The sequence below is a fragment of the Pseudoxanthomonas beigongshangi genome (assembly GCF_016820515.1).
Taxonomy (GTDB): Bacteria; Pseudomonadota; Gammaproteobacteria; order Xanthomonadales; family Xanthomonadaceae; genus Pseudoxanthomonas_A; species Pseudoxanthomonas_A beigongshangi.
This window is the reverse complement of sequence record NZ_JADHDV010000010.1, coordinates 46,629-67,098: the sequence shown is the minus strand read 5'-3', so window position 1 is coordinate 67,098 and position 20,470 is coordinate 46,629. Positions and strand designations below refer to the sequence as shown.

The window sequence follows — 20,470 nt, the reverse complement described above, 5'->3', positions numbered from 1 at the left end:
CGGAGCTTACACCCGCGCGCGTGTAGCGCCGGTTGCGCGTTGCGACTTGACCCCGCCGCCGGTGCGTCCGATGCTGGCTCCCCGCCATGACCGCCCGCCGAGCGCACGCTCACGGGTCGCGCCGGCCCGGACAGCCATGACGGCCCTTCGACCCAACTCCCGGGAGGAACGGCCTCATGTCGTACAGCACACCCCAAATCCGCAACGTGGCCCTGGCAGGCCACCCTGGCGCCGGCAAAACAACGCTTTTCGAAGCCCTGCTGCATGCCGGCGGCACCCTCCAGACGGCAGGCACCATCGAGCGCGGCACCACCGTGTCCGATCACGATCCCATCGAAAAGGCCCGCGGCCACTCCATCGACACCGCCATCGCCAGCACCGACCATCTCGCGGCCTCCGGCGAACGCATCCATCTCAACCTGATCGACACGCCCGGCTATCCGGAATTCCGCGGCCCGGCGCTGTCGGCGCTGTCGGCGGTGGAAACCGCGCTGATCGTCGTCGATGCCGACACCGGCGTGGCCCACGGCACCCGCCGCCTGATGGAACGCGCCCGCCAGCGCAATCTGTGCCGGGCCATCGTGGTGAACAAGATCGACCACGAAGGCGCCGACTGCGCGCGCGTGCTGGCCGATTTGCGCGAATCCTTCGGCCCGGAAGTACTGCCGCTCAATCTGCCGGCCGACGCCGGCCAAAAGGTGGTGGACTGCTTTGGCCATGCCCAGGGCGACTCCGATCTGGGTCCGGTGGCCGACTGGCACCAGAAGATCATCGACCAAGTGGTGGAGATCAACGAAACCGTGATGGAACACTTCCTGGATGCCGGCGAAGGCGGTCTGTCCGGCGCGGAACTGCACGACGCGTTCGAGCAGTGCCTGCGCGAGGGGCATCTGGTGCCGGTCTGCTTCGTGTCCGCGCGCACCGGGGTCGGCGTGCCCGAACTGCTGGATGTGGCCGAGCGCCTGTTCCCGCATCCGGGCGAGGGCAATCCGCCGCCGTTCCAGCGCACCAACGGCGCCGGCACCGAAGCGGTGCGGGCGCAGCCGGATCCGCAGGCGCATGTCATCGCCGACGTGTTCAAGATCGTCAACGATCCCTTCGTCGGCAAGCTGGGCATCTTCCGGGTCTACCAGGGCACGGTGAAGAAAGAGGGCTCGCTGTTCGTCGACGACGGCAAGAAGGCGTTCAAGGTCGCGCACCTGTTCAAGCTCAAGGGCAAGGACCACGCCGAAATCGACCAGGCCGTTCCCGGCGACATCGCCGCCGTTCCCAAGATCGAGGAACTGCATTTCGACGCCGTGCTCCACGACAGCCACGACGAGGACCACATCCACCTGGCGCCGGTGGATTTCCCCCGGCCGATGTTCGGCCTGGCCATCGAAGCGGCCAGCAAGGGCCAGGAGCAGAAACTGTCCACCGCCCTGCAGAAGCTGGCCGAGGAGGATCCGGCCTTCGTCGTCGAGCATTCGGCCGAGCTCAACGAGACGGTCATCCGCGGCCTGTCGGATCTGCATCTGCGGGTGATGCTGGAGCGGCTCAAGGATCGCCATGGCGTCGAGGTGAAGACCCGGCCGCCGCGCATCGCCTACCGCGAAACCATTTCCGCGAAGGCGGATGGCCACTACCGGCACAAGAAGCAGACCGGTGGCGCCGGCCAGTTCGGCGAGGTGTCTCTGCGGGTTGAACCGCTGGCGCGCGGCCAGGGCTTCGAGTTCGTGGACGAGGTCAAGGGCGGCACCATCCCCGGCCAGTTCATGCCCGCGGTGGAAAAGGGCGTGCGCCAGGTGCTCGCCAGCGGCGCCGTGGCCGGCTATCCCCTGCAGGACCTGCGCGTGGTGATCCTGGATGGCAAGCACCATCCGGTGGACAGCAAGGAGGTCGCGTTCGTCGCCGCCGGCAAGAAGGCCTTCCTGGATGCCATCGGCAAGGCGCGTCCGCAGGTGCTGGAGCCGGTGGTGGACCTGGAGGTCGCCGCGCCGGAAGCCCAGGTCGGCGACATCACCGGCGGGCTTTCCAGCAAGCGCGCGCGGATCAATGGCACCGATACGGTGCGCGGGGAAATCGTCGTCCGGGCGCAGGTGCCGCTCTCCGAACTCGACGGCTACGCAGCGGAACTGAAATCGGTGACCGCCGGCAGGGGTCGCTACAACCTGGATTTCAGCCACTACGAACCGGTGCCGGCCAACGTCCAGCAGAAGCTGGCCGAGGCCTACAAGCCCAAACCCGAGGACGACTGAGTGCCGCAGCGGGGCGGATCGCCAACGACGATCCGCCCGACCGTCCACCCGCATCCGCACCGCAACCGCCACGTTCGTTGGCTGTTTCCAGGGCGGATTCCACGCTTCCCATCGCGCCATCCGCCGGAAACCGCAAAAAAAAGCGGTGAATTTGCACTTTGCTACTTGTGCGACGCGTTTTCTTTGTCCTACATTGCGCCTGCCGACGCGGTCGGCCCGATTACCCACCTACAGACTGTAAAAACAGGACACTTATGGCAAAGAGCACCAAGAAGGCAGCGCCGAAAAAGGCCGCCAAGAAAGCCGCACCGAAGGCCGCTGCCAAGCCGGCAGCCCCGAAGCCGATCAAGGAAGCGCTGAGCAAGTCCGGCCTGGTCGCCCACATCGCTGAAGCCACCGCCGTGGCTGCGAAGGACGTGCGCGCCGTGCTGGCTTCGCTGGAAAGCGCCGTGCACGCCTCCATCAGCAAGAAGGGCGCTGGTTCCTTCACCCTGCCGGGCCTGCTGAAGATCAGCGCCATCAACGTGCCGGCCAAGCCGAAGCGCAAGGGCATCAACCCGTTCACCAAGGAAGAGCAGTGGTTCGCCGCCAAGCCCGCCTCGGTGAAGGTGAAGGTCCGTCCGCTCAAGAAGCTGAAGGACGCCGCGGCCTGATCCAGGCGCGACACCCGCATCGAAAAACGGGACGGCCCAGCCGTCCCGTTTTTTTTTGCCCGGCGGCGTCCCCACTGTCGCCAACCCCATGCGATGGGCTGACGCCGGCTCCGCCCTGCCATCGGTCATGCTTGCGCCGCGCGCCGATCATCCCCATTGCAAGGGAGTCATTCCCTTTCCGCACAACCGAGGATCGTCCCGCATGAAGATTCAAGGCTTCCTGGAACAGCTGCTCAAATCCCAGACCGGCGGCAGCCTGCTCAATGCCGACTTCGGCAAGGGCGCGGTGGCCGGCGGCGCGTTGGGCCTGCTGCTCGGCAAGAACCGCAAGACCCGCAAGCTGGCCACCTATGGCGGACTGGCCGCGATCGGCGTGATGGCCTACCAGGCCTACCGCGACCACCAGCAGCAGACCGCGGCCACCGCCACCGAACCACGCACCGTCGATCGCCTGCCGCCGCCGCAGGCCGAGCAGCACAGCCAGGCCATCCTGCGGGCGCTGATTGCCGCCGCCAAGGCCGACGGCCACGTCGATGATCGCGAGCGCGCCGTGATCGAAGGCGAGTTCCGCCGTATCGGCGACGATGCCGAATTGCAGCGCTGGCTACAGGCGGAACTGCAGAAGCCGCTGGATCCGGCCGAGGTCGCGCAGGCAGGCGAGACCCCGGAAGTGGCGTCGGAGATGTACCTGGCCAGCCTGATGGTGGTCGACGAACAGAACTTCATGGAACGCGCCTACCTGGACGAGCTGGCGCGGCAACTGAAGCTGGATGCCGACCTGAAGACCCGCCTGGAGCGCCAACTGGCGGAACAGGCCGCACGCGCCTGACATGCACGTGCCGCCCTCGCCCCGCCGCCATCGCGCGCGTCGCGTCCTGGTCGTGCTGGCGGTGGCGGCACTGCTGGCCTGGCTGGCGGCGTGGTCATGGCGGCAACCCTTCCTGTTGCCGCTGCGCACCCTGTGGGAACTGTCGCGCCTGCCCGCGTCCACCTCGTTGCCGGTGCCGGTGCATGGCGTGTCCGCGCGCGACATCGCGGCCACGTTTGGCGCTCCGCGCGGCAACGATCGCCAGCATGCCGGCGTGGACATCTTCGCGCGCCGCGGAACGCCGGTGCTCAGCAGCACCCGCGGCGTGATCACTACCATCCGCGACGGCGGCCTGGGCGGTCGCCAGGTCTGGGTGCTGGGGCCGGGAATGGAACGCTACTACTACGCCCACCTGGACGACTGGGCCCCCGGCCTGGCCAGCGGCGACGTGGTGGCGGCCGGGACGCCGCTGGGCACGGTGGGCACCACCGGCAACGCGAAGGGCACGCCACCACACCTGCATTTCGGCATCTATGCCCGCGACGGCGCACGGGATCCGCTGCCCAGGCTGCGCGCCGGCGCGGTATGGGGACGACGCTGAATCCGCGACCCGACGGAACACTCCATCGCGGCGGCGGGCCTCGTGCCGGCACCGGGGCGCGCCTATCTTGCCCCTGTCTCCCCGCGGTGCCCCTTCCATGGCCAATCGTCCCCAACGCTATCGCATCACCGTCACGCCCGTGGAGGCGGACGGGCTGCCCTGCACCAGCCGGTGCACCATTGAATTCGAGCATCACTGCCACGACGACTGGATGCGGGTGCTGGAGAACGTGCAGCGGCTCCGCGGCTTCACCGGCGACGAGCGCACCGCGCTGGTGATCGGCGCCAAGCTGCTCGGTGGCCTGATGGCCGACCACCGCAACGATCAGGACGATCTGTTCGCTTCCCTGCGGCCGCATGTCGAGGTGTTCCTGCAGGACCTGAAGCAGCGCGCGCCCGGTTGACTGAAGATTGCCGCCACCGGTTAGCCGGCGGACAGAATCCCCGCGTTATCGTGCGATGACTCCCTTTTTCATGGATCCCGGCAACGCATGACTCCACGCTTCCGCCCGCTGGCGTCGACCGCCCTGCTCGGCCTGCTGTTGCTGCTGGCCGGCTGCGGCACCATGAACGCCGTCACCGGTTTCTTCGGCGATCAGATCAGCTTCACCGAACCCCAGTTGCAAAAACGGCTCGACCGCAGCTTCCCGCGCGAGTTCGACAAGCTCGGCGGACTGGTGTCGGCCACGCTGAGCCATCCCCGCCTGTCGCTGGCCGGTGGCGACGATCGCCTGCGGCTGGATTTCGACATCGGCGTCAGCGCGATTGGCGCGGGCGACGTCGCCCGCGGGCGCTTCGCCGTCGCCAGCCGCCTGCGTTACGACCCGGCCACCCAGGGCCTGCATCTGGACAACCCGGAACTGCTGAGCGTGGATCTGCCCGGCTCCGGCAGCGTCATGAAGGGTGGCACGCGCGAACTCATCAACGCGGTACTGGCCGAATACGCGCGCCAGGAACCGATATACCGCATCGACAGCGACGTGCTGGATCGCTTGCCGCGCGGCAAGCACATCGGTGCGACCCTCATCGAAAACGGAAAAATCGTGGTGAAACTGGATGGAAACTGATACCCGCACCCTGCGCCGACTGCGGCGCTCCCGTCGCCTGCTGGCCGCCGCGCTCGCCGCCAGCACGGCCGCACTGCCCTTCCCCGCGTGGCTCGCGCATGCCGAACCGGCCGCCGCCATCGCGGCGGACAGCCTGACCCTCACGCCCGCGCAGTTGCAGAGCGCCGCCGAACCGGCGTTTCCGCGCAAGGAGACCTGGCTGGGTGGCCTGGCACGCCTGACCCTCAGCCGGCCGGTGATCGCCATTCCGGCCGGCGGCGATCGCATCCAGATGGATCTCGACTACGACGCTTCGCTGGCCGGCAGCGGCAACCGGCAGGGACGCTTCCGGGTTGCCAGCGGACTGCGCTATGACCCGGCCACCCAGGGCCTGCACCTGGAGCGCCCGGAACTGATGGATCTGCAGGCGGATGGCCAGGGCAAGCCGATGGACGCGCAGACCCGCGAGATGATCAACGGCCTGCTGGAGCAATACGCGCAGGACGAACCGATTTATCGGCTCGACGCCGAGGCGCTGGCGCAAATCCCCGGCACCCTCTCGTCCGATGCCATCCGCATCCAGGACGGGCAGGTCCACCTGCGTCTGGGCCAGTGAACGCGAAGCGGCGGGGCGGCCCGCCGCTTCGGATTCCCGATCGCCTCACCGCGACCGGCCAACAGGTCACAGCTCGAAGCGGTAGCTCAGCTTGACCAGCAGTTGTTCGTCGTCGCGCAACCCGAACGCATCGCCCAGCAACGCGCCTGCGCTATCCCCGAAGCGGTTGTTCTCGCGTCCGCCACGGCCGTAGACGACATACAGGTAGGACAGCGGCGCCAGCTCGTAGCGATAGCGGATCTGGAAACCCAGATTGCTCAGGCTGAAATCGTTGATCTCGTCGTCGCTGCGCAGCGCATCGCCGCCGGCCATCACCCGGTAGGCCTGGCGGGCACGGGCGTCGAGCGCGATCGACTGCAGCTTGACGCGCAGTTCCTGGCGGTCGCTGATGGTCCAGTTGAGGCCGGCATTCACATGCCACTCGCGCCCCTCGAAGCTGCCGATCAGGTTGTCGTACTGCCAGACCAGCCAGTCCGGGGTGCGATCGGCATAGAAGCCGCCGTACAGGCTGAAGGCGTCGTTGATGAAATAGGTGGCCTGGTATTCGAAGGCGTAACCGATCTCGTCGTTGCCGGCGAGGCCCCCGCTGACCAGATCCGCATAGACGTCGTGCGCCCAGTGTCCCTTGCGCGGACGTTCGTACTCGTAGTGCGCATTGAAGCGGGCCGGCACGTTCACCGAACCATGGCCGCGGGTCAGCAGGTCCTCGACGCCCGAGGTATTGATATTGATCTGGGCGTACTCGCTGGCGCCGTTGCGCAGCTGCCCCTGCCGGCTCATCCGGAACTGGTTGTTGAGCCGCTCGCCGTGGTTGTTGTAGACCGAACTGACCCGCCAGCGCCATTCCTTCGATGAGTAACGCGAGCTTTCGGGCTGGTCGGCGAAGCGCCGCTTCACCTCCCAGTGCAGGTAGTTCATGCTGTTGCGCGACAGGTAGCCGGCGTCGTTGATCTGCAGGTCGTTGCCGAAATGCATGGCGATCCACTGCTGGCGCCAGCCATGATCCATCTCGTAGTCGGCCCAGACCGTGGCGCCCAGATCGCGGGTGGTGTCGCCATGCTCGTCGATCTGGCTGCCGAACACGCGGGTGCGCAGGTTCCAGCGCGCGGTCGGACGCCAGTTGTGGTCGATGCCGAACACGGTCGCCTCGCGATCAAGGTACGGACGATCCACGCGGGTCATCATCATGCCCAGGTTCTGGTCCTTGAAATCACGCACCAGCCGCAGCGCGTAGAACGAGCGCCCCACCTCGTCCGCCTCGTCGGCGGCAAACACGCCGTACTTGGTCTGCCCGAACGAGCCGTTGAGCTTGACCGCGGCGGTGATGTCGCCCGCGCCACGGCCATCGTCGGCCGGCCCGCCGACCCGGCGGGTATACAGCAACTGGCTGAAATCCGACGGCGTGGTGTATTCGAACAGCCCCTGGTTCTCGGTGAAGAACGGTCGCTTGTCGCTGATGAAGGTTTCGGTGGCGCTGAAGTTGACCACCAGGTCATCGCTCTCCACCTGGCCGAAATCGGGATTGAGCGTGGCGGTCATCTGGAACTGGCCGTTGGGCTTCCAGAACAGATCCACGCCGCCGTCGAAATCGCTGTCACCGCGAATGTTGTCGTACAGGCCCGACGCGTACGGCGTGACCGCCAGCAGCGACTGGCTGTATCGCGGCACCTCGACAGGCGTGAACTCGGACAGGAACCGCGACCGTTCGAAACTCGCCACCGGCCAGGCCACGCGTTCCCCGGTGGAGCCGACCACGCGATCCAGATAGATCTTCATCCGGCGGACATCGCCCTCGCCACCGCGCATCGGTGCGATGTACCAGGGAATCAGCATTTCCGCCGACCAGCCGTCGGCATCCTCGCTGACCGCGTGCTTCCAGTTGCCGTCCCAGTCGTCGTTGAAATCGGACTCGTTGGTGATCACCGCGTCGGCGACGCCATCGGTCGAGGAAATGGTGAAGTTGTAGCCGGTGCGGCCGTCACCGTCGAAATCGATCATCAGGTTGACCCGGTCCACCTGATCCTCGAAATCCCGCTGCACGCGCTGGCGTGTACGACTGGCGGCCGGCTGGATATTGCGGAAGCCGATGGCAAGCCCATCGGGCGTGGCCAGCACCCACGCCTCGGTCGGGTGGGTCGCCGGCGTGCCGGTCAGCGGCTGCACCTTGCGGAAATCGGTGATGTGCCGCGCGCCCTGCCATTCGGCCGGATCGATGCGGCCGTCCACGTCGATGGCCAGGGCCGGCGCGGACAACGCCATCAGGATGGAGAGACTCAGGATTGCCGCGCGCATGTCGGGAGTTCCGTTGGGCTCGTGCCCGTTGGACGCCACCCTAGCGTTCCGGCAACCGGTCACCGACTGGCGTAGGTCATGTCAACCATTTGGCCGCCGCCTGCATCCCGTCACAGGCGGCACCCGGTGTAGCGGCGATTACGATTTGGGTTGCAGCATCGTGCCCGTGCACTTCTTGCTGCCGCACCGGCAGGCCCAGACCTTCTTCAGGCGGGCGGTGTGCGGCTCGTCCAGGACGATGCCGTAGTTGTAGGTCAGTTCCTCGCCGGGCTTGATGTCGCGGATGGCCTCGATGAACACCTTGTCCTTCTTGCGGTTCTTGCCGTCGTGTTCCTCGATGACCGCTTCGCAGTTGGGATCGCAGCTGTGGTTGATCCAGCGCGCCTTGTTGCCCTTGTGGTTGGCGTCGATGACGTATTCGTCGTTGAGGGTGAACAGGAAGGTGTGGCCGGATTCCACGTCGCCGCTGTCGTCCTCGTCCACTTCCTCGTGGGTGCGCCGCTTGCCCTTGTACTCGACGACGCGTTCGCCCTTCTCGAGGGGCGCGATGGCGAATACGCCATTGCCATGGATGTCGGACTTGCGGGCTTCAATCTTGCGGGGCATGCGGGTTCCGGTGGAGGGCGGGAGGGAGGATTCTCGCTCAGACCGCCGGGGATCCCAAGCATCCGCGATTCCGGCGAATCCCCGCCAACCGCAAACCGGGGCCGGCACGTCCATGGCCGGCGCATGAATCCCGCGCGCACCGCGTGTCCGGTCGCCCCGGAACCGCGCGTTAAACCGCCTGCTTCCCAACCACCCTTCTCCGCAACCACCACGAGCCGCCGCCATGCCCAACCCCGTTTCCTCGCCAGGACTGCGGTCCTGCCTGCTGTCATCGATCGTGCTGCTCGGAGGCTGCCAGGCGCAGGCCGGCAAGCCGGGAACCTCCCCCGCCGCGCTCCCGCCCGTGGCGGACGCGGCCGCTGACGTCATGGCGCGTGGCGAATACCTGGTCCGGATCGGCGGGTGCAACGATTGCCATACGGCGGGCTACGCCGAGCGCCAGGGCGAGGTGCCGGCCGCGCAGTGGCTGACCGGCTCGCCGCTGGGCTACCACGGCCCGTGGGGCACGACCTACGCCAGCAACCTGCGCCTGCGCATGCAGGAGATGAGCGAAGCCCAGTGGCTTGCCTACAGCGGCAACCTGCGTACCCGGCCGATCATGCCGGACTTCACCCTGCGGGCCATGAGCGAAGCCGACCGCCGCGCGATCTACCGGTTCATGCACTCGTTGGGCCCGGCAGGAGAAACCGCGCCGGCCTACCTGCCACCCGGCCAGACCCCGCCCGCCCCCTACTTCTCCCTGGTCCTGCCGGAAGCCCCGGCCCAGGGCGCTCCGGCCGCGCCAGCCACCGCCACGGCCCCGGCGCGAAACTGAACAAGTTCACGCTTGGCGGGGCGCCGGGTTAAAGCGTACAATTTCGGTACGTTTTTAATTCCCCCGTCCCGCCATGCTCCGCGTCACCAAGCTCACCGACTACGCCACCGTGGTGCTGACCGTGCTCGCCGCACGGCCGGGCGAGGTGCTGAGCGCCACCGATCTGGCCGATCACTCCGGGCTGGAATCGCCCACCGTCAGCAAGGTCCTCAAGCCGCTGGCCCAGGCCGGCCTGGTCGAGGGCCTGCGCGGCGTGCATGGCGGCTACCGGCTGAGCCGGGCCGCCGCCGACATCAGCCTGATCGAGATCGTCGAGGCCATGGAAGGGCCGCTGGCGATGACCGAATGCAGTCAGGCCGACAGCCACTGCGGGATCGCGCACCAGTGCGGCGCCCGCGCCAACTGGCGCCTGATCAACGACGTGGTCGCCGACGCCCTGCGCGGCGTGACCCTGGCGCAGATGCTCCACCCTCCCGCTTCCCCCGACGACGTCCGCCGGCGCCCGATCGCCGTGCGCGTCGCCAGCAGTTGAGTACACAGGCAGCCCAATGGCCACCGAGAACGCAGAAATCCTGGAACAGCTGGGACGTCGCTATGACGCCGGCTTCATCACCGACATCGAATCCGATTCGCTGCCGCCCGGCCTCAACGAGGACGTGGTGCGGGCGCTGTCCGCCAAGAAGGATGAACCGGAGTGGATGACCGAATGGCGGCTGGCCGCCTACCGCCACTGGCTGACCATGCCGGTGCCGCACTGGGCCAAGCTGAAGATCGCCCCCATCGACTTCCAGGCCATCAGCTATTACAGCGCGCCCAAGGCCAAGTACAAGTCGCTGGACGAGGTGCCGCAGGAACTGCTCGACACCTATGACAAGCTGGGCGTGCCGCTGCACGAGCGCGCCAAGCTGGCCGGCGTCGCGGTCGACGCGGTGTTCGACTCGGTCTCGGTGGGCACCACCTTCCGCAAGGAACTGGCCGAGAAGGGCATCATCTTCTGCTCGATGAGCGAGGCCATCCGCGAGCACCCCGAACTGGTCCGCCAGTACCTGGGCAGCGTGGTGCCGACCGGCGACAACTACTTCGCCGCGCTGAATTCGGCGGTGTTCTCCGACGGCAGCTTCGTGTTCATCCCCAGGGGCGTGCGCTGCCCGATGGAACTGAGCACCTACTTCCGCATCAACGCCGGCCACACCGGCCAGTTCGAACGCACCCTGATCATCGCCGAGGACAAGAGCTACGTGTCCTACCTGGAAGGCTGCACGGCGCCGATGCGCGACGAGAACCAGCTGCATGCGGCGGTGGTCGAGCTGGTGGCGCTGGAAGACGCCGAGATCAAGTACAGCACGGTGCAGAACTGGTACCCGGGCGACGAGGAAGGCCGCGGCGGCATCTACAACTTCGTGACCAAGCGCGGCGAATGCCGCGGCGCGCGCAGCAAGATTTCCTGGACCCAGGTGGAGACCGGCTCGGCCATCACCTGGAAGTACCCGTCCTGCGTGCTGCTGGGCGACGACTCGGTCGGCGAATTCCACTCGGTGGCGCTGACCCATCACCGCCAACAGGCCGACACCGGCACCAAGATGATCCACATCGGCAGGAACACCAAGTCGAAGATCATCAGCAAGGGCATCAGCGCCGGCCGCGGCCAGAACACCTACCGCGGCCTGGTCAAGGTGGACCGCAACGCCGCCAACGCGCGCAACTACACCCAGTGCGACAGCCTGCTGATCGGCAAGCAGTGCGGCGCCCACACCTTCCCCTACATCGAGGTGAAGAATCCGAGCGCCACCCTGGAGCACGAGGCCACCACCTCCAAGATCTCCGACGACCAGTTGTTCTACTGTCGCGCCCGCGGCATCAGCGAGGAAGACGCGGTGTCGATGATCGTCGACGGCTTCTGCAAGCAGGTCTTCCGCGAGCTGCCGATGGAGTTCGCGGTGGAAGCCAAGAAGCTGCTGGAAGTGTCGCTGGAAGGCAGCGTCGGCTGACGCTTTCTTCCCGGGATTCGGGATTGGAGATTGGGGATTCGCAAGAGCGAAACCCGCTCCCCCGCTTCCCTCCTGCATTCAACGAATCCCTATTTCGAATCCCCAATCCCATGCTCAAGATCGAAAACCTCCACGCCAGCGTCGCCGGCAAGGAAATCCTCAAGGGCCTGTCCCTGGAAGTGAAGCCCGGCCAGGTCCACGCCATCATGGGCCCCAACGGCGCCGGCAAGTCCACGCTGGGCAACATCCTGGCCGGCCGCGAGGGCTATGAGGTCACCGCCGGTTCGGTCGAATTCGACGGCAAGGCGCTGCTGGAGCTGGAGCCGGAAGAACGCGCCGCCGCCGGCGTGTTCCTGGCCTTCCAGTACCCGGTCGAAATCCCGGGCGTGAACAACACCTACTTCCTGCGCGCGGCGCTCAACGCCCAGCGCAAGGCGCGCGGCGAGGACGAACTGGATTCCATGCAGTTCCTCAAGCTGGTGCGCGAGAAACTGGCCGTGCTGCACTTGCGCGACGACCTGCTGCACCGGGGCGTCAACGAGGGTTTCTCCGGCGGCGAGAAGAAGCGCAACGAGATCTTCCAGTTGGCCGTGCTGGAACCCCGGCTGGCCATCCTCGACGAGACCGACAGCGGCCTGGACATCGACGCGCTGAAGAACGTCGCCGACGGCGTCAACGCGCTGCGTTCACCGGATCGCGCCTTCCTGGTCATCACCCACTACCAGCGCCTGCTCGATTACATCAAGCCGGATGTGGTGCACGTGCTGGCCGATGGCCGCATCGTCGAAACCGGCGGTCCGGAACTGGCGCTGGAACTGGAGCAGCACGGCTACGCCTGGATCAAGGATCGGGTGGCCCCCGAAAAGGTCGCCGGATGAGCGCCCTGCTGGATTCCCTCGCCACCGGCTTCAGCGGCGATGCCGCGCGCCGCGCGGTGCTGGACGAGGCGCTGCGCGACGGCCTGCCCGGTCCGCGCGCCGAGGCGTGGAAGTACACCTCGCTGCGCCAGCTCGAACGCCGCAGCTTCGCCCCGGTCGAAGCCCTGCCCGCGCTGGATCCGATGCTGCTGGCCGGCATCCCGGGCCCGCGCGCGGTGTTCGTCAATGGACGCTATTCGGTCGCGCTTTCGCTGACCAGCGACTTGCCGGAAGGCGTCAGCCTGCAGCTGTTGTCCGAGGCGCTGGCCGAGGGCGGCGAATCCGCCCGCTTCCTGCAACGCCGTTTCGAACGGAGCGATGAAGTGTTCGCCCGTCTCAACGCGGCCCTCGCCAATGAAGGCGTGCTGCTGCGGGTGGCCGAGTCCGTCGAAGTCGAGGCGCCGCTGCACCTGGTGTTCATCGGCGCGCCCGACGACACCGACCATGCCTGGCATCTGCGCAATCTCGTCGAACTGCGCGCGGGTGCCTCGCTCAAGGTGTTCGAACATCATTTCGGCACCGGCTCGCACGCCCATCTGGCCAACACGCTGGTCCATGTCCATGTCGGGCGCGGTGCGCGCCTGGCCCACGCGCGCGTGCAGGAAGACGGCGATCGCGCCACCCACCTGTTGCGCACGGATGCCGTGCTGGCCAGCGATGCCGAATACCGCCGCATCGATCTGGAACTGGGCGCGGCGCTGTCGCGGCACGAGTTCAACGTGCGGCTGGAAGGCGATCGGGCCCGCCTGATTGCCAACGGCGTGCTGCTCGCCGACGGCCGCCGCCACCTGGATACCCGGCTGGGCATCGACCACATCGCCCGCGACACCACCTGCGAACTGACTTGGCGCGGACTGGGCGCCGGGCGCGGCCGCGCGGTGTTCCATGGCGGCATCTTGATCCGCGAGGGTGCGGACGGTACCGACGCGGCGCTGTCGAACAAGAACCTGCTGCTGTCCGACAACGCCGAGATCGACACCCAGCCGGTGCTGGAAATCCATGCCGACGAAGTGAAGGCCGCGCACGGCGCGACCGTCGGCCGACTGGACGCCAACGCGCTGTTCTACCTGCGTTCGCGCGGCCTTCCGGAAACGGAAGCGCAGCAGTTGCTGACCGCCGCGTTCTGCCGCGAGCCGATGTCCATCATCACCAACCCGGCGGTGCGTGAGCAGTTGTCGCAGCGCATCGACCAGGCCCTGGCCGGGCTGGGTGCGCCGTGAACGCCGGTCCCGCGCCACATCGCGATCCGGCCGGCACGCCGGACTGGGCGCGCGTGCGCGCCGACTTCCCGCTGCTGGAGCGCCAGGTCCACGGCAAGCCGCTGATCTATTTCGACAGCGCCAACACCGGCCAGAAACCGGCATCGGTAATCGCCGCCACGGACGCGTTCTACCGCCGCCACAACGCCAACGTCAGCCGCGCGGTGCACACGCTCGGCACCGAGGCCACCGACGCTTACGAAGGCGCGCGCCGCAAGCTGGCCCGCTTCCTCAACGTGCGCGCCGACGAACTGGTGCTGTGCAGCGGCACCACCTTCGCGATCAACCTGGTCGCCTACTCCTGGGCGCTGCCGCGCCTGGGCAAGGGCGATGTCATCCTGGTTTCGCGGATGGAGCATCACGCCAACATCGTGCCGTGGCAGCTGGTCGCCCAGCGCACCGGCGCCACCCTTCGCGTGGCCGAGATTCTTCCGGACGGTTCGCTGGACCTGCCCGGCCTGTACGCGGCGATGACGCCGGATGTGAAGCTGCTGGCGATTACCCACGTGTCCAACGTGCTGGGCACGGTCAATCCGGTCCGCGAGATCTGCCGGGAAGCGCGCAAGCACGGCATCGTCACGATGGTGGACGGGTCGCAGGCCACGCCGCACCGCCCGGTGGACGTGGCCGCGATCGGCTGCGATTTCTATGCCCTGACCGGCCACAAGATGTGCGGGCCCACCGGCACCGGCGCGCTGTGGGCCCGGCGCGAGCATCTGCAGGCCATGCCGCCCTTCATCGGTGGCGGCGAGATGATCAAGGAGGTCAGCTTCGACGGCACGGTGTTCAACGACCCGCCGCACAAGTTCGAGGCCGGCACGCCCAACATCGCCGGTTTCATCGGCCTGGGCGCGGCGGTGGATTACCTCGAGTCGGTCGGCATGGCCAACATCGAGGCGCGCGAAACCGAACTGCTGGCCCACGCGACCGAAGAGCTGCGTAAGATCGACGGCCTGCGCATCTTCGGCACCGCGCCGGAGAAAGCCGCGGTCATCTCCTTCCTGGTCGAAGGCGCCCATGCGCACGATCTGGCGACCCTGCTGGACCTGGAAGGCGTGGCGATCCGTTCCGGCCAGCACTGCGCGCATCCGCTGCTGCAATTCTTCGGGGTCGCCGCGACCTGCCGGGCCTCGCTGGCCTTCTACAACACCCACGCCGAAATCGAAGCCTTCGCCGCCGCGCTGAAGAAAGCCCGCAGCCTGCTGGCCTGATTGCGGCGCGCATCCCCCTGCAGGAGCGACGTCGGTCGCGACCGGATATCTGGGCCGTCCGGGATCCCGGTCGCGACTGACGTCGCTCCTACAGTTGGGGGGCGGTTTTCCGTAAGATCGGCGCATGAGCATGCTGACCTTCCGTACCGCTACCGCCGCGGACATCCCCGCCCTCGTCTCGCTGGTGACCTCCGCCTACCGTGGCGAGGTCAGCAAGCAGGGCTGGACCACCGAAGCCGATCTGCTGGATGGCCAGCGCATCGATCCCGAAGGCCTGCTGCGTGACATCGAACGCGCCCGGAGCCGCATCCTTGTCGCCGAACGCGATGGGCAGATGCTGGCCTGCGCGCATGTCGCGGTGGAGGACGGCGCCGGCTACTTCGGCATGTTCTCGGTCCGGCCCGATCTGCAGGGCGGCGGCGTGGGCAAGGCGGTGATCGCCGAGGCCGAACGCGTGGTTCGCGAAGACTGGCGACAACCGGCCATCCGGATGAGTGTCATCGACGTGCGCGACGAACTCATCGCCTTCTACGAGCGTCGTGGCTACGTGCGCACCGGCATCAAGAAGCCCTTCCCCTACGGCGACGAGCGCTTCGGCATTCCCAAGCGCGACGATCTCCGCTTCGAGGTGCTGGAGAAGGCGCTGTGAGCGAGAACTGGACCTTCGTCTGCGCGCTGGGCGAAATGCTGCCCGGCGAGATGCGCACGGTATTCGACGAAGTCACCGGCACCCCGATCCTGGTGATGAACTACGACGGCGATTTCTACGCGCTGGAGGATCGCTGCAGCCACGAGGATTTCGAACTGTCCTCCGGCAATTACGACGGCGACGAGGCCACCATCGAATGCATCCTGCACGGGGCCAAGTTCGATATCCGCGATGGTCGGGCGCTGTGCGCGCCGGCCTATTCGCCGGTACCCAAGTTCCCGGTCAAGCAGGAACACGGCGGGCTCTGGACCCGCGACGACCGCGGCTAATCGGCACGCCGGCGGCGGCTCCCAAGGGCGGATTCCCCGGAATCCGCCTTTTTTGTTTCTTCCGCACCGCCATTCGGCGAGGCGCCTTTGCGAAAGAGAACAATTATCATTAAGATTATAAATTCGTTATCCGGCTGACCCGCTCCGCTCCCCTTGCCCCTTCCGACCCGCCCCCGTGACGAACGTCGCAGCGCCCTCTTCTGGGCGCTGCTGGGACTGTTGTGGTCGTTGGTGTGGCTGCTTCCGGTCGCGTCGGCATCCGTCGCGGCCGTCACCGGCCCGACCGTGGTGGCGGCCGCGTTGTCCGAGGGGACTCCGGCAGCGGAGGCAAACACCCGGGACGCCGAAGAGAGAAGTCCCGCCACAGGCTGGCAACTCCCGTCCGTGGACCCGATCGCCGCCGTCGAACCTTCACCCGAAGGCGAGTTCGACCCTGCGAGCGGCCCCGCCCCCGCTGACCGCCCCGGCTTCCAGCCCGCACGTTGCGCGTCCCTCCGTTCCGGCAATGTCCGGTTCCGGTCCGACGCCTGCCGTCTGCCGCACGGCCACGCGCCCCCGCGCGCCTGAATCGCACTGGCGATCCGGATGCCCGGGCCGCCAGCGCCCCCGCTTCCCCATCGCCCGTCGCCACGGGGATTCCCTTCCGCAACCGCCAAGACACCCATGAACCCGATCAAGTCGCGCAAGCACGCCACTCCCGCGTCCCGTTCCCCGAACGGCCTGACCACCGCCACCCTGCTGACCAGCCTGGCGCTGGCCGTCCCCGCCGCCGCCCAGGTCGCCTCCGACAACGCGCCCAAACCGGATCCGACCACCCTGCCGGAGGTGCACGTCGAAGGCACCTCGGTCGGCGAATACAAGGCGGACAAGCTGGCCTCGCCCAAGTTCACCCAGTCGCTGCAGGACACCCCGCAGACCATCCAGATCATCACCGACGATCTGTTCAACCAGCAGGGCGCGACCACCCTGACCGAGGCGCTGCGCAACAGCCCGGGCGTGGGCACCTTCTTCGTCGGTGAAAACGGCAACACCACCACCGGCGACACCTTGTTCATGCGCGGCTTCGACAGTTCCAGCAGCATCTTCGTCGACGGCGTGCGCGACCTGGGTTCGATCTCGCGCGACGTGTTCAATGTCGAACAGGTCGAAGTCGAGAAGGGGCCGGCCGGCACCGACAACGGCCGCAGCGCACCGACCGGCGCAATCAACATGGTCAGCAAGCAGGCCACGCGGAAGGACGCGATCAGCGCGACCGTCTCGATCGGCAGTGACGACCAGAAGCGCGTCACCGCCGACTGGAACCAGTCGCTCGGCATCCCCGGCACGGCGTTCCGCCTCAACGTGATGGCGCAGGACAGCGACGTGCCCGGCCGCGATCTGATCAACAACAAGCGCTGGGGCGTGGCGCCGTCGCTGGCGTTCGGCCTGGGCTCTGATACCCGTTACTTCCTCAACCTGCTGTACGTGAAGCAGGACAACGTGCCGGACGGCGGCGTGCCGACCATCGGCCTGCCGGGCTACAGTTCGCCGGACCCTGCCCGTCCGCAGATCGCGTTGGCGCCGCGCGTGGACAGCGAGAACTTCTACGGCACGCGCTTCGATCACGACGACGTGACCGCGCAAATGGCCACGTTCCGCTTCGAGCACGACTTCTCCGACACGCTGAAGCTGACCAATACCGCACGTTGGGGCAAGAACGAACAGGACTACATGCTGACGGCATTCATGCTGTCCGCCACCGGCACCACGCCCACGCTGACCATCCCCGACATCAACAATCCTTATGGCTGGACGGTCAACCGCAGCCTGCCAACCTTCAAGGATCAGGAATACACCATCGCCACCAACCAGCTGAACCTGCGCGCCGACTTCTCGACCGGCCGCGTGCAGCACAACCTCAGCACCGGACTGGAGTTCGCGCGCGAGGAACTGGAAAGCTGGGGCGTCGCCACGATCCCGGGGACCGCCTGGCCGGCGGCCAATCTGTACAACCCCGACCCTGACGTCAGCGGCCTGCGCTGGGGCCGCAATGGTGCGCATAGCAAGGGCAAGATCACCACGTCGTCGCTGTACGCCTTCGATACCCTGAAGTTCAACGAAGCCTTCCTGCTGACCGCCGGCATCCGCCTGGATCACTACAAGACCGACTTCAGCAGCCTGGTCGCCTGCGGCGGTCGCGGCGGTCCCGTCTGCGGCAGCCTGCCCACCGGCACCATCGTGCCGGGCGTGGATCGGGATGCCTCCGATACCCTGGTCAACTGGAAACTCGGTGCGGTCTACAAGGTGGGCAACGTCGCCAGCGTGTATGCCAACTACGCGCTTTCGCAGCAGCCTCCGGGCGGTACCGCGCTGGAACTGAGCAACGCGGACAACAGCGCCAACAATCCCAAATACGACCCGCAGAAAGCCAAGACCTTCGAGGTCGGCAGCAAGTGGAACCTGCTGGGTGACGATTTGCTGCTGACCCTGGCGGTGTTTCAGACTGACGTGAGCAACGAAGTGATCACTGAGAACGGGGTGACCTTCCAGGGCGGCGAGAAGCGCGTGCGCGGCGTGGAGGTTTCGGCGGTTGGCAAGCTTACCGACGACTGGTCCGTGTCCGCCGGCTACACCGCGATGGACGCCACCGTGAAGGATGGCCCGGTCGTGGCGAACGACAAGACCCGCGATCTGGGCTACACCCCGGACAGCGCCTTCACCGCCTGGACCACCTACGAACTCCCCTTCGGCCTGACCGTCGGCGGTGGCGTGCGTTACTCCGGCGAAATGAAGCGCGGCACCGACGGTGCCGTGGGCACGCCGAACTTCGTCAAGTCGTACACGGTGTGGGACGCGGTTGTCAGTTATGCCTTCAGCCCGAACCTGGATCTGCGCTTGAACGCCTACAACCTGTTCGACAAGGACTACGTGGCGGCGATCAACAAGAGCGGCTACCGTTACACGCCGGGTGCGCCGCGTTCGGTGCTGCTGAGCCTGAACCTGCGGTTCTGACGCGGTCGTGGCGGGGAGGCGCGCGCCTCCCCGTTTTCCTCCAAGGAGCAAGACATGCTGCTGCATATTCCCCAGGTGCTCGCCCCACAGGAGGTCATGGCGATGCGGCAGGCGCTGGACCAGGCCGACTGGACCGACGGCCGCGAGACCGTCGGCGTCCAGGGCGCGCAGGTCAAGCGCAACGAGCAGTTGCCGGACGCCTCGCCGCTGCGCGAACAACTGGGCCAGCGGATTCTGGCCGCGCTGGAACGCAATCCCCTGTACTTCGCCGCGGCGCTGCCGCTCCACGTCGTACCACCGCGTTTCAACCGCTACCAGGGCGGCGGTGAATACGGCTTCCACATCGACGGTTCGGTGATGCTCACCCGGACCCCGGATGGCCGCAGCCAGGCGGTGCGCTCCGACGTGTCCTGCACGCTGTTCCTGTGCGAGCCCGGCGAATACGACGGCGGCGAGTTGATCGTCAGCGACACCTATGGCGAGCACGAAGTGAAGCTGCCCGCCGGCGACATGGTGCTGTATCCGTCCAGCAGCCTGCACAAGGTCCAGCCGGTGACGCGTGGCGCGCGCCTGGCCTCGTTCTTCTGGGTGCAGAGCATGGTGCGCGACGACGCCTGCCGGCGCCTACTGTTCGAGATGGATACTTCGCTGGAGACATTGCGGCAGACCGGCGCGGACAACGCCGCGGTGGTCCGGTTGACCGGCGTGTACCACAACCTGCTGCGGCGCTGGGGCGAAACATGAGCGGCAAGATGCCTCTCATTTGCATTTGATAATGGTTCTCATTAAAATCCCTGCGCTTGCCGTCCCCTTGGGGCGGCCATCCATGCAGGGGTAAGTTTCTGTTCCAGGCGATCCGCCAGGCTGTCCAATCCCGCCGGTCGCGCCGCGAGGTGCGTCCGCGTGCGGCGTGGCTGGCCGTGCTGGCCTCCGTATGCCTGTTGCTGTCCACCCTGCACTTCGGCGCCATGGCCGGGCAGCGTCCGCATGGTTTCGGCCACTGGGACAACCGCGCCAGTCCCGTCGGAATGCTCCAGCAGGCGCCGGAAGATGGAGCGCCCGATGCGGGGCGCCATGACGATCAGCCGGCCAAGAAACGGCGCGTCACCCTGCAGCCGGTTTCCCAGCACGCCGAACCGGAACCGGTGGCGACGCCGAGGGAACTCCTCCCCGTCCTGGCATTCTCCTTGTCCAGGCAACCGCCTTCCGGCGGCGCATGCCTGCGCACTTCCGGTCGCGTGCCGAGCAAGCCGGCGCCGCCATGCCAGCGCCATCGCGGCCAGGCGCCTCCCGTGCTGGCTTCGCTGCTCCAGATCGCCTGACCGGCTGACGCGCCAGACGCGTCATATCCGCCGTCACGTCTGCGGTCCGCACCGCGCCTTCTCCCAATCAGTCCCTTCCTTCTCCTTCGCGGGAGAGGGAACCACATGCCTGTCCGACGACCATGACCCAGC

General features: G+C 67.0%; 20 protein-coding genes. 18 read left to right on the top strand and 2 right to left on the bottom strand.

Annotated elements, in window-relative coordinates:
- Window positions 1-176: 176 nt before the first annotated feature.
- The 7 genes from fusA to IQ458_RS09420 all read left to right on the top strand — a co-directional run bounded on the left by fusA (window position 177) and on the right by IQ458_RS09420 (window position 5,960).
- A complete protein-coding gene (fusA, locus tag IQ458_RS09450) occupies window positions 177-2,237 on the top strand; it encodes an elongation factor G (RefSeq protein WP_183643623.1) in 2,061 nt (686 codons plus the stop codon).
- A gap of 254 nt (window positions 2,238-2,491) precedes the next feature.
- Window positions 2,492-2,890, top strand: coding sequence for an HU family DNA-binding protein (locus IQ458_RS09445; protein ID WP_141453719.1), 399 nt, complete (start codon window positions 2,492-2,494; stop codon window positions 2,888-2,890).
- 202 nt (window positions 2,891-3,092) lie between these two features.
- Window positions 3,093-3,719 (top strand): tellurite resistance TerB family protein, encoded by a 627-nt coding sequence (locus IQ458_RS09440; protein WP_203322628.1) that lies wholly within the window; start codon window positions 3,093-3,095, stop codon window positions 3,717-3,719.
- 1 nt (window position 3,720) lies between these two features.
- Entirely contained in the window at window positions 3,721-4,299 is a 579-nt protein-coding gene (locus IQ458_RS09435) for a M23 family metallopeptidase (RefSeq protein ID WP_203322627.1), read from the top strand.
- Between the two features lie 97 nt (window positions 4,300-4,396).
- The gene (locus IQ458_RS09430) at window positions 4,397-4,702 is read left to right on the top strand and encodes a DUF3861 domain-containing protein (RefSeq protein WP_183643632.1); all 306 of its coding nucleotides are present in this window, start codon (window positions 4,397-4,399) and stop codon (window positions 4,700-4,702) included.
- Window positions 4,703-4,789: 87 nt separating this feature from the next.
- On the top strand, window positions 4,790-5,365 hold the full coding sequence (locus tag IQ458_RS09425; protein ID WP_203322626.1) for a DUF1439 domain-containing protein: 576 nt from the start codon (window positions 4,790-4,792) through the stop codon (window positions 5,363-5,365).
- On the top strand, window positions 5,355-5,960 hold the full coding sequence (locus tag IQ458_RS09420) for a DUF1439 domain-containing protein (RefSeq protein ID WP_192197397.1): 606 nt from the start codon (window positions 5,355-5,357) through the stop codon (window positions 5,958-5,960). The genes IQ458_RS09425 and IQ458_RS09420 overlap by 11 nt, the downstream gene beginning before the upstream one ends.
- Before the next feature lie 66 nt (window positions 5,961-6,026).
- On the opposite strand, the gene IQ458_RS09415 is transcribed toward IQ458_RS09420, so the two are convergent.
- Window positions 6,027-8,252 (bottom strand): DUF5916 domain-containing protein, encoded by a 2,226-nt coding sequence (locus IQ458_RS09415; protein ID WP_203322625.1) that lies wholly within the window; start codon window positions 8,250-8,252, stop codon window positions 6,027-6,029.
- Between the two features lie 138 nt (window positions 8,253-8,390).
- Complete coding sequence (locus IQ458_RS09410; RefSeq protein WP_183643644.1) at window positions 8,391-8,858, bottom strand: SET domain-containing protein; 468 nt, start codon at window positions 8,856-8,858, stop codon at window positions 8,391-8,393.
- Window positions 8,859-9,081: 223 nt separating this feature from the next.
- Between IQ458_RS09410 and IQ458_RS09405 the strand changes: the two genes are divergently transcribed.
- The 11 genes from IQ458_RS09405 (at window position 9,082) to IQ458_RS09355 (ending at window position 20,338) form a co-directional block, all read left to right on the top strand.
- Window positions 9,082-9,672, top strand: a complete 591-nt coding sequence (locus tag IQ458_RS09405) for a cytochrome C (protein ID WP_203322624.1) — start codon at window positions 9,082-9,084, stop codon at window positions 9,670-9,672.
- Window positions 9,673-9,745: 73 nt separating this feature from the next.
- Entirely contained in the window at window positions 9,746-10,204 is a 459-nt protein-coding gene (locus IQ458_RS09400) for an SUF system Fe-S cluster assembly regulator (protein WP_183643652.1), read from the top strand.
- Window positions 10,205-10,220: 16 nt separating this feature from the next.
- Window positions 10,221-11,660, top strand: coding sequence for a Fe-S cluster assembly protein SufB (gene sufB, locus IQ458_RS09395; protein WP_192197395.1), 1,440 nt, complete (start codon window positions 10,221-10,223; stop codon window positions 11,658-11,660).
- A 110-nt stretch (window positions 11,661-11,770) separates the two neighbouring features.
- A complete protein-coding gene (gene sufC, locus IQ458_RS09390; protein ID WP_141453729.1) occupies window positions 11,771-12,538 on the top strand; it encodes a Fe-S cluster assembly ATPase SufC in 768 nt (255 codons plus the stop codon).
- A complete protein-coding gene (sufD, locus tag IQ458_RS09385) occupies window positions 12,535-13,797 on the top strand; it encodes a Fe-S cluster assembly protein SufD (protein WP_203322623.1) in 1,263 nt (420 codons plus the stop codon). The genes sufC and sufD overlap by 4 nt, the downstream gene beginning before the upstream one ends.
- Window positions 13,794-15,047, top strand: coding sequence for a cysteine desulfurase (locus IQ458_RS09380; protein WP_192197393.1), 1,254 nt, complete (start codon window positions 13,794-13,796; stop codon window positions 15,045-15,047). The genes sufD and IQ458_RS09380 overlap by 4 nt, the downstream gene beginning before the upstream one ends.
- Window positions 15,048-15,171: 124 nt before the next feature.
- Window positions 15,172-15,696, top strand: coding sequence for a GNAT family N-acetyltransferase (locus tag IQ458_RS09375; RefSeq protein ID WP_203322622.1), 525 nt, complete (start codon window positions 15,172-15,174; stop codon window positions 15,694-15,696).
- The gene (locus tag IQ458_RS09370; protein ID WP_183643670.1) at window positions 15,693-16,025 is read left to right on the top strand and encodes a non-heme iron oxygenase ferredoxin subunit; all 333 of its coding nucleotides are present in this window, start codon (window positions 15,693-15,695) and stop codon (window positions 16,023-16,025) included. The genes IQ458_RS09375 and IQ458_RS09370 overlap by 4 nt, the downstream gene beginning before the upstream one ends.
- Window positions 16,026-16,688: 663 nt before the next feature.
- Window positions 16,689-19,016 carry a catecholate siderophore receptor Fiu gene (locus IQ458_RS09365; RefSeq protein WP_203322621.1) on the top strand — a complete coding sequence of 776 codons (2,328 nt, stop codon included), beginning with the start codon at window positions 16,689-16,691 and terminating at the stop codon, window positions 19,014-19,016.
- 54 nt (window positions 19,017-19,070) lie between these two features.
- On the top strand, window positions 19,071-19,760 hold the full coding sequence (locus tag IQ458_RS09360; protein WP_183643677.1) for a Fe2+-dependent dioxygenase: 690 nt from the start codon (window positions 19,071-19,073) through the stop codon (window positions 19,758-19,760).
- Window positions 19,761-19,909: 149 nt separating this feature from the next.
- A complete protein-coding gene (locus IQ458_RS09355; RefSeq protein WP_183643680.1) occupies window positions 19,910-20,338 on the top strand; it encodes a hypothetical protein in 429 nt (142 codons plus the stop codon).
- Window positions 20,339-20,470: the final 132 nt, after the last annotated feature.

Coding starts and splice junctions, on each gene's coding strand:
- IQ458_RS09360 (WP_183643677.1), top strand. CDS start 19,071: ATGCTGCTGCATATTCCCCAGGTGCTCGCCCCACAGGAGGTCATGGCG.
- IQ458_RS09405 (WP_203322624.1), top strand. CDS start 9,082: ATGCCCAACCCCGTTTCCTCGCCAGGACTGCGGTCCTGCCTGCTGTCA.
- IQ458_RS09425 (WP_203322626.1), top strand. CDS start 4,790: ATGACTCCACGCTTCCGCCCGCTGGCGTCGACCGCCCTGCTCGGCCTG.
- IQ458_RS09410 (WP_183643644.1), bottom strand. CDS start 8,858: ATGCCCCGCAAGATTGAAGCCCGCAAGTCCGACATCCATGGCAATGGC.
- IQ458_RS09435 (WP_203322627.1), top strand. CDS start 3,721: ATGCACGTGCCGCCCTCGCCCCGCCGCCATCGCGCGCGTCGCGTCCTG.
- IQ458_RS09375 (WP_203322622.1), top strand. CDS start 15,172: ATGAGCATGCTGACCTTCCGTACCGCTACCGCCGCGGACATCCCCGCC.
- sufD (WP_203322623.1), top strand. CDS start 12,535: ATGAGCGCCCTGCTGGATTCCCTCGCCACCGGCTTCAGCGGCGATGCC.
- IQ458_RS09440 (WP_203322628.1), top strand. CDS start 3,093: ATGAAGATTCAAGGCTTCCTGGAACAGCTGCTCAAATCCCAGACCGGC.
- fusA (WP_183643623.1), top strand. CDS start 177: ATGTCGTACAGCACACCCCAAATCCGCAACGTGGCCCTGGCAGGCCAC.
- IQ458_RS09415 (WP_203322625.1), bottom strand. CDS start 8,252: ATGCGCGCGGCAATCCTGAGTCTCTCCATCCTGATGGCGTTGTCCGCG.
- IQ458_RS09400 (WP_183643652.1), top strand. CDS start 9,746: ATGCTCCGCGTCACCAAGCTCACCGACTACGCCACCGTGGTGCTGACC.
- IQ458_RS09430 (WP_183643632.1), top strand. CDS start 4,397: ATGGCCAATCGTCCCCAACGCTATCGCATCACCGTCACGCCCGTGGAG.
- IQ458_RS09365 (WP_203322621.1), top strand. CDS start 16,689: ATGAACCCGATCAAGTCGCGCAAGCACGCCACTCCCGCGTCCCGTTCC.
- sufC (WP_141453729.1), top strand. CDS start 11,771: ATGCTCAAGATCGAAAACCTCCACGCCAGCGTCGCCGGCAAGGAAATC.
- IQ458_RS09420 (WP_192197397.1), top strand. CDS start 5,355: ATGGAAACTGATACCCGCACCCTGCGCCGACTGCGGCGCTCCCGTCGC.
- IQ458_RS09445 (WP_141453719.1), top strand. CDS start 2,492: ATGGCAAAGAGCACCAAGAAGGCAGCGCCGAAAAAGGCCGCCAAGAAA.
- sufB (WP_192197395.1), top strand. CDS start 10,221: ATGGCCACCGAGAACGCAGAAATCCTGGAACAGCTGGGACGTCGCTAT.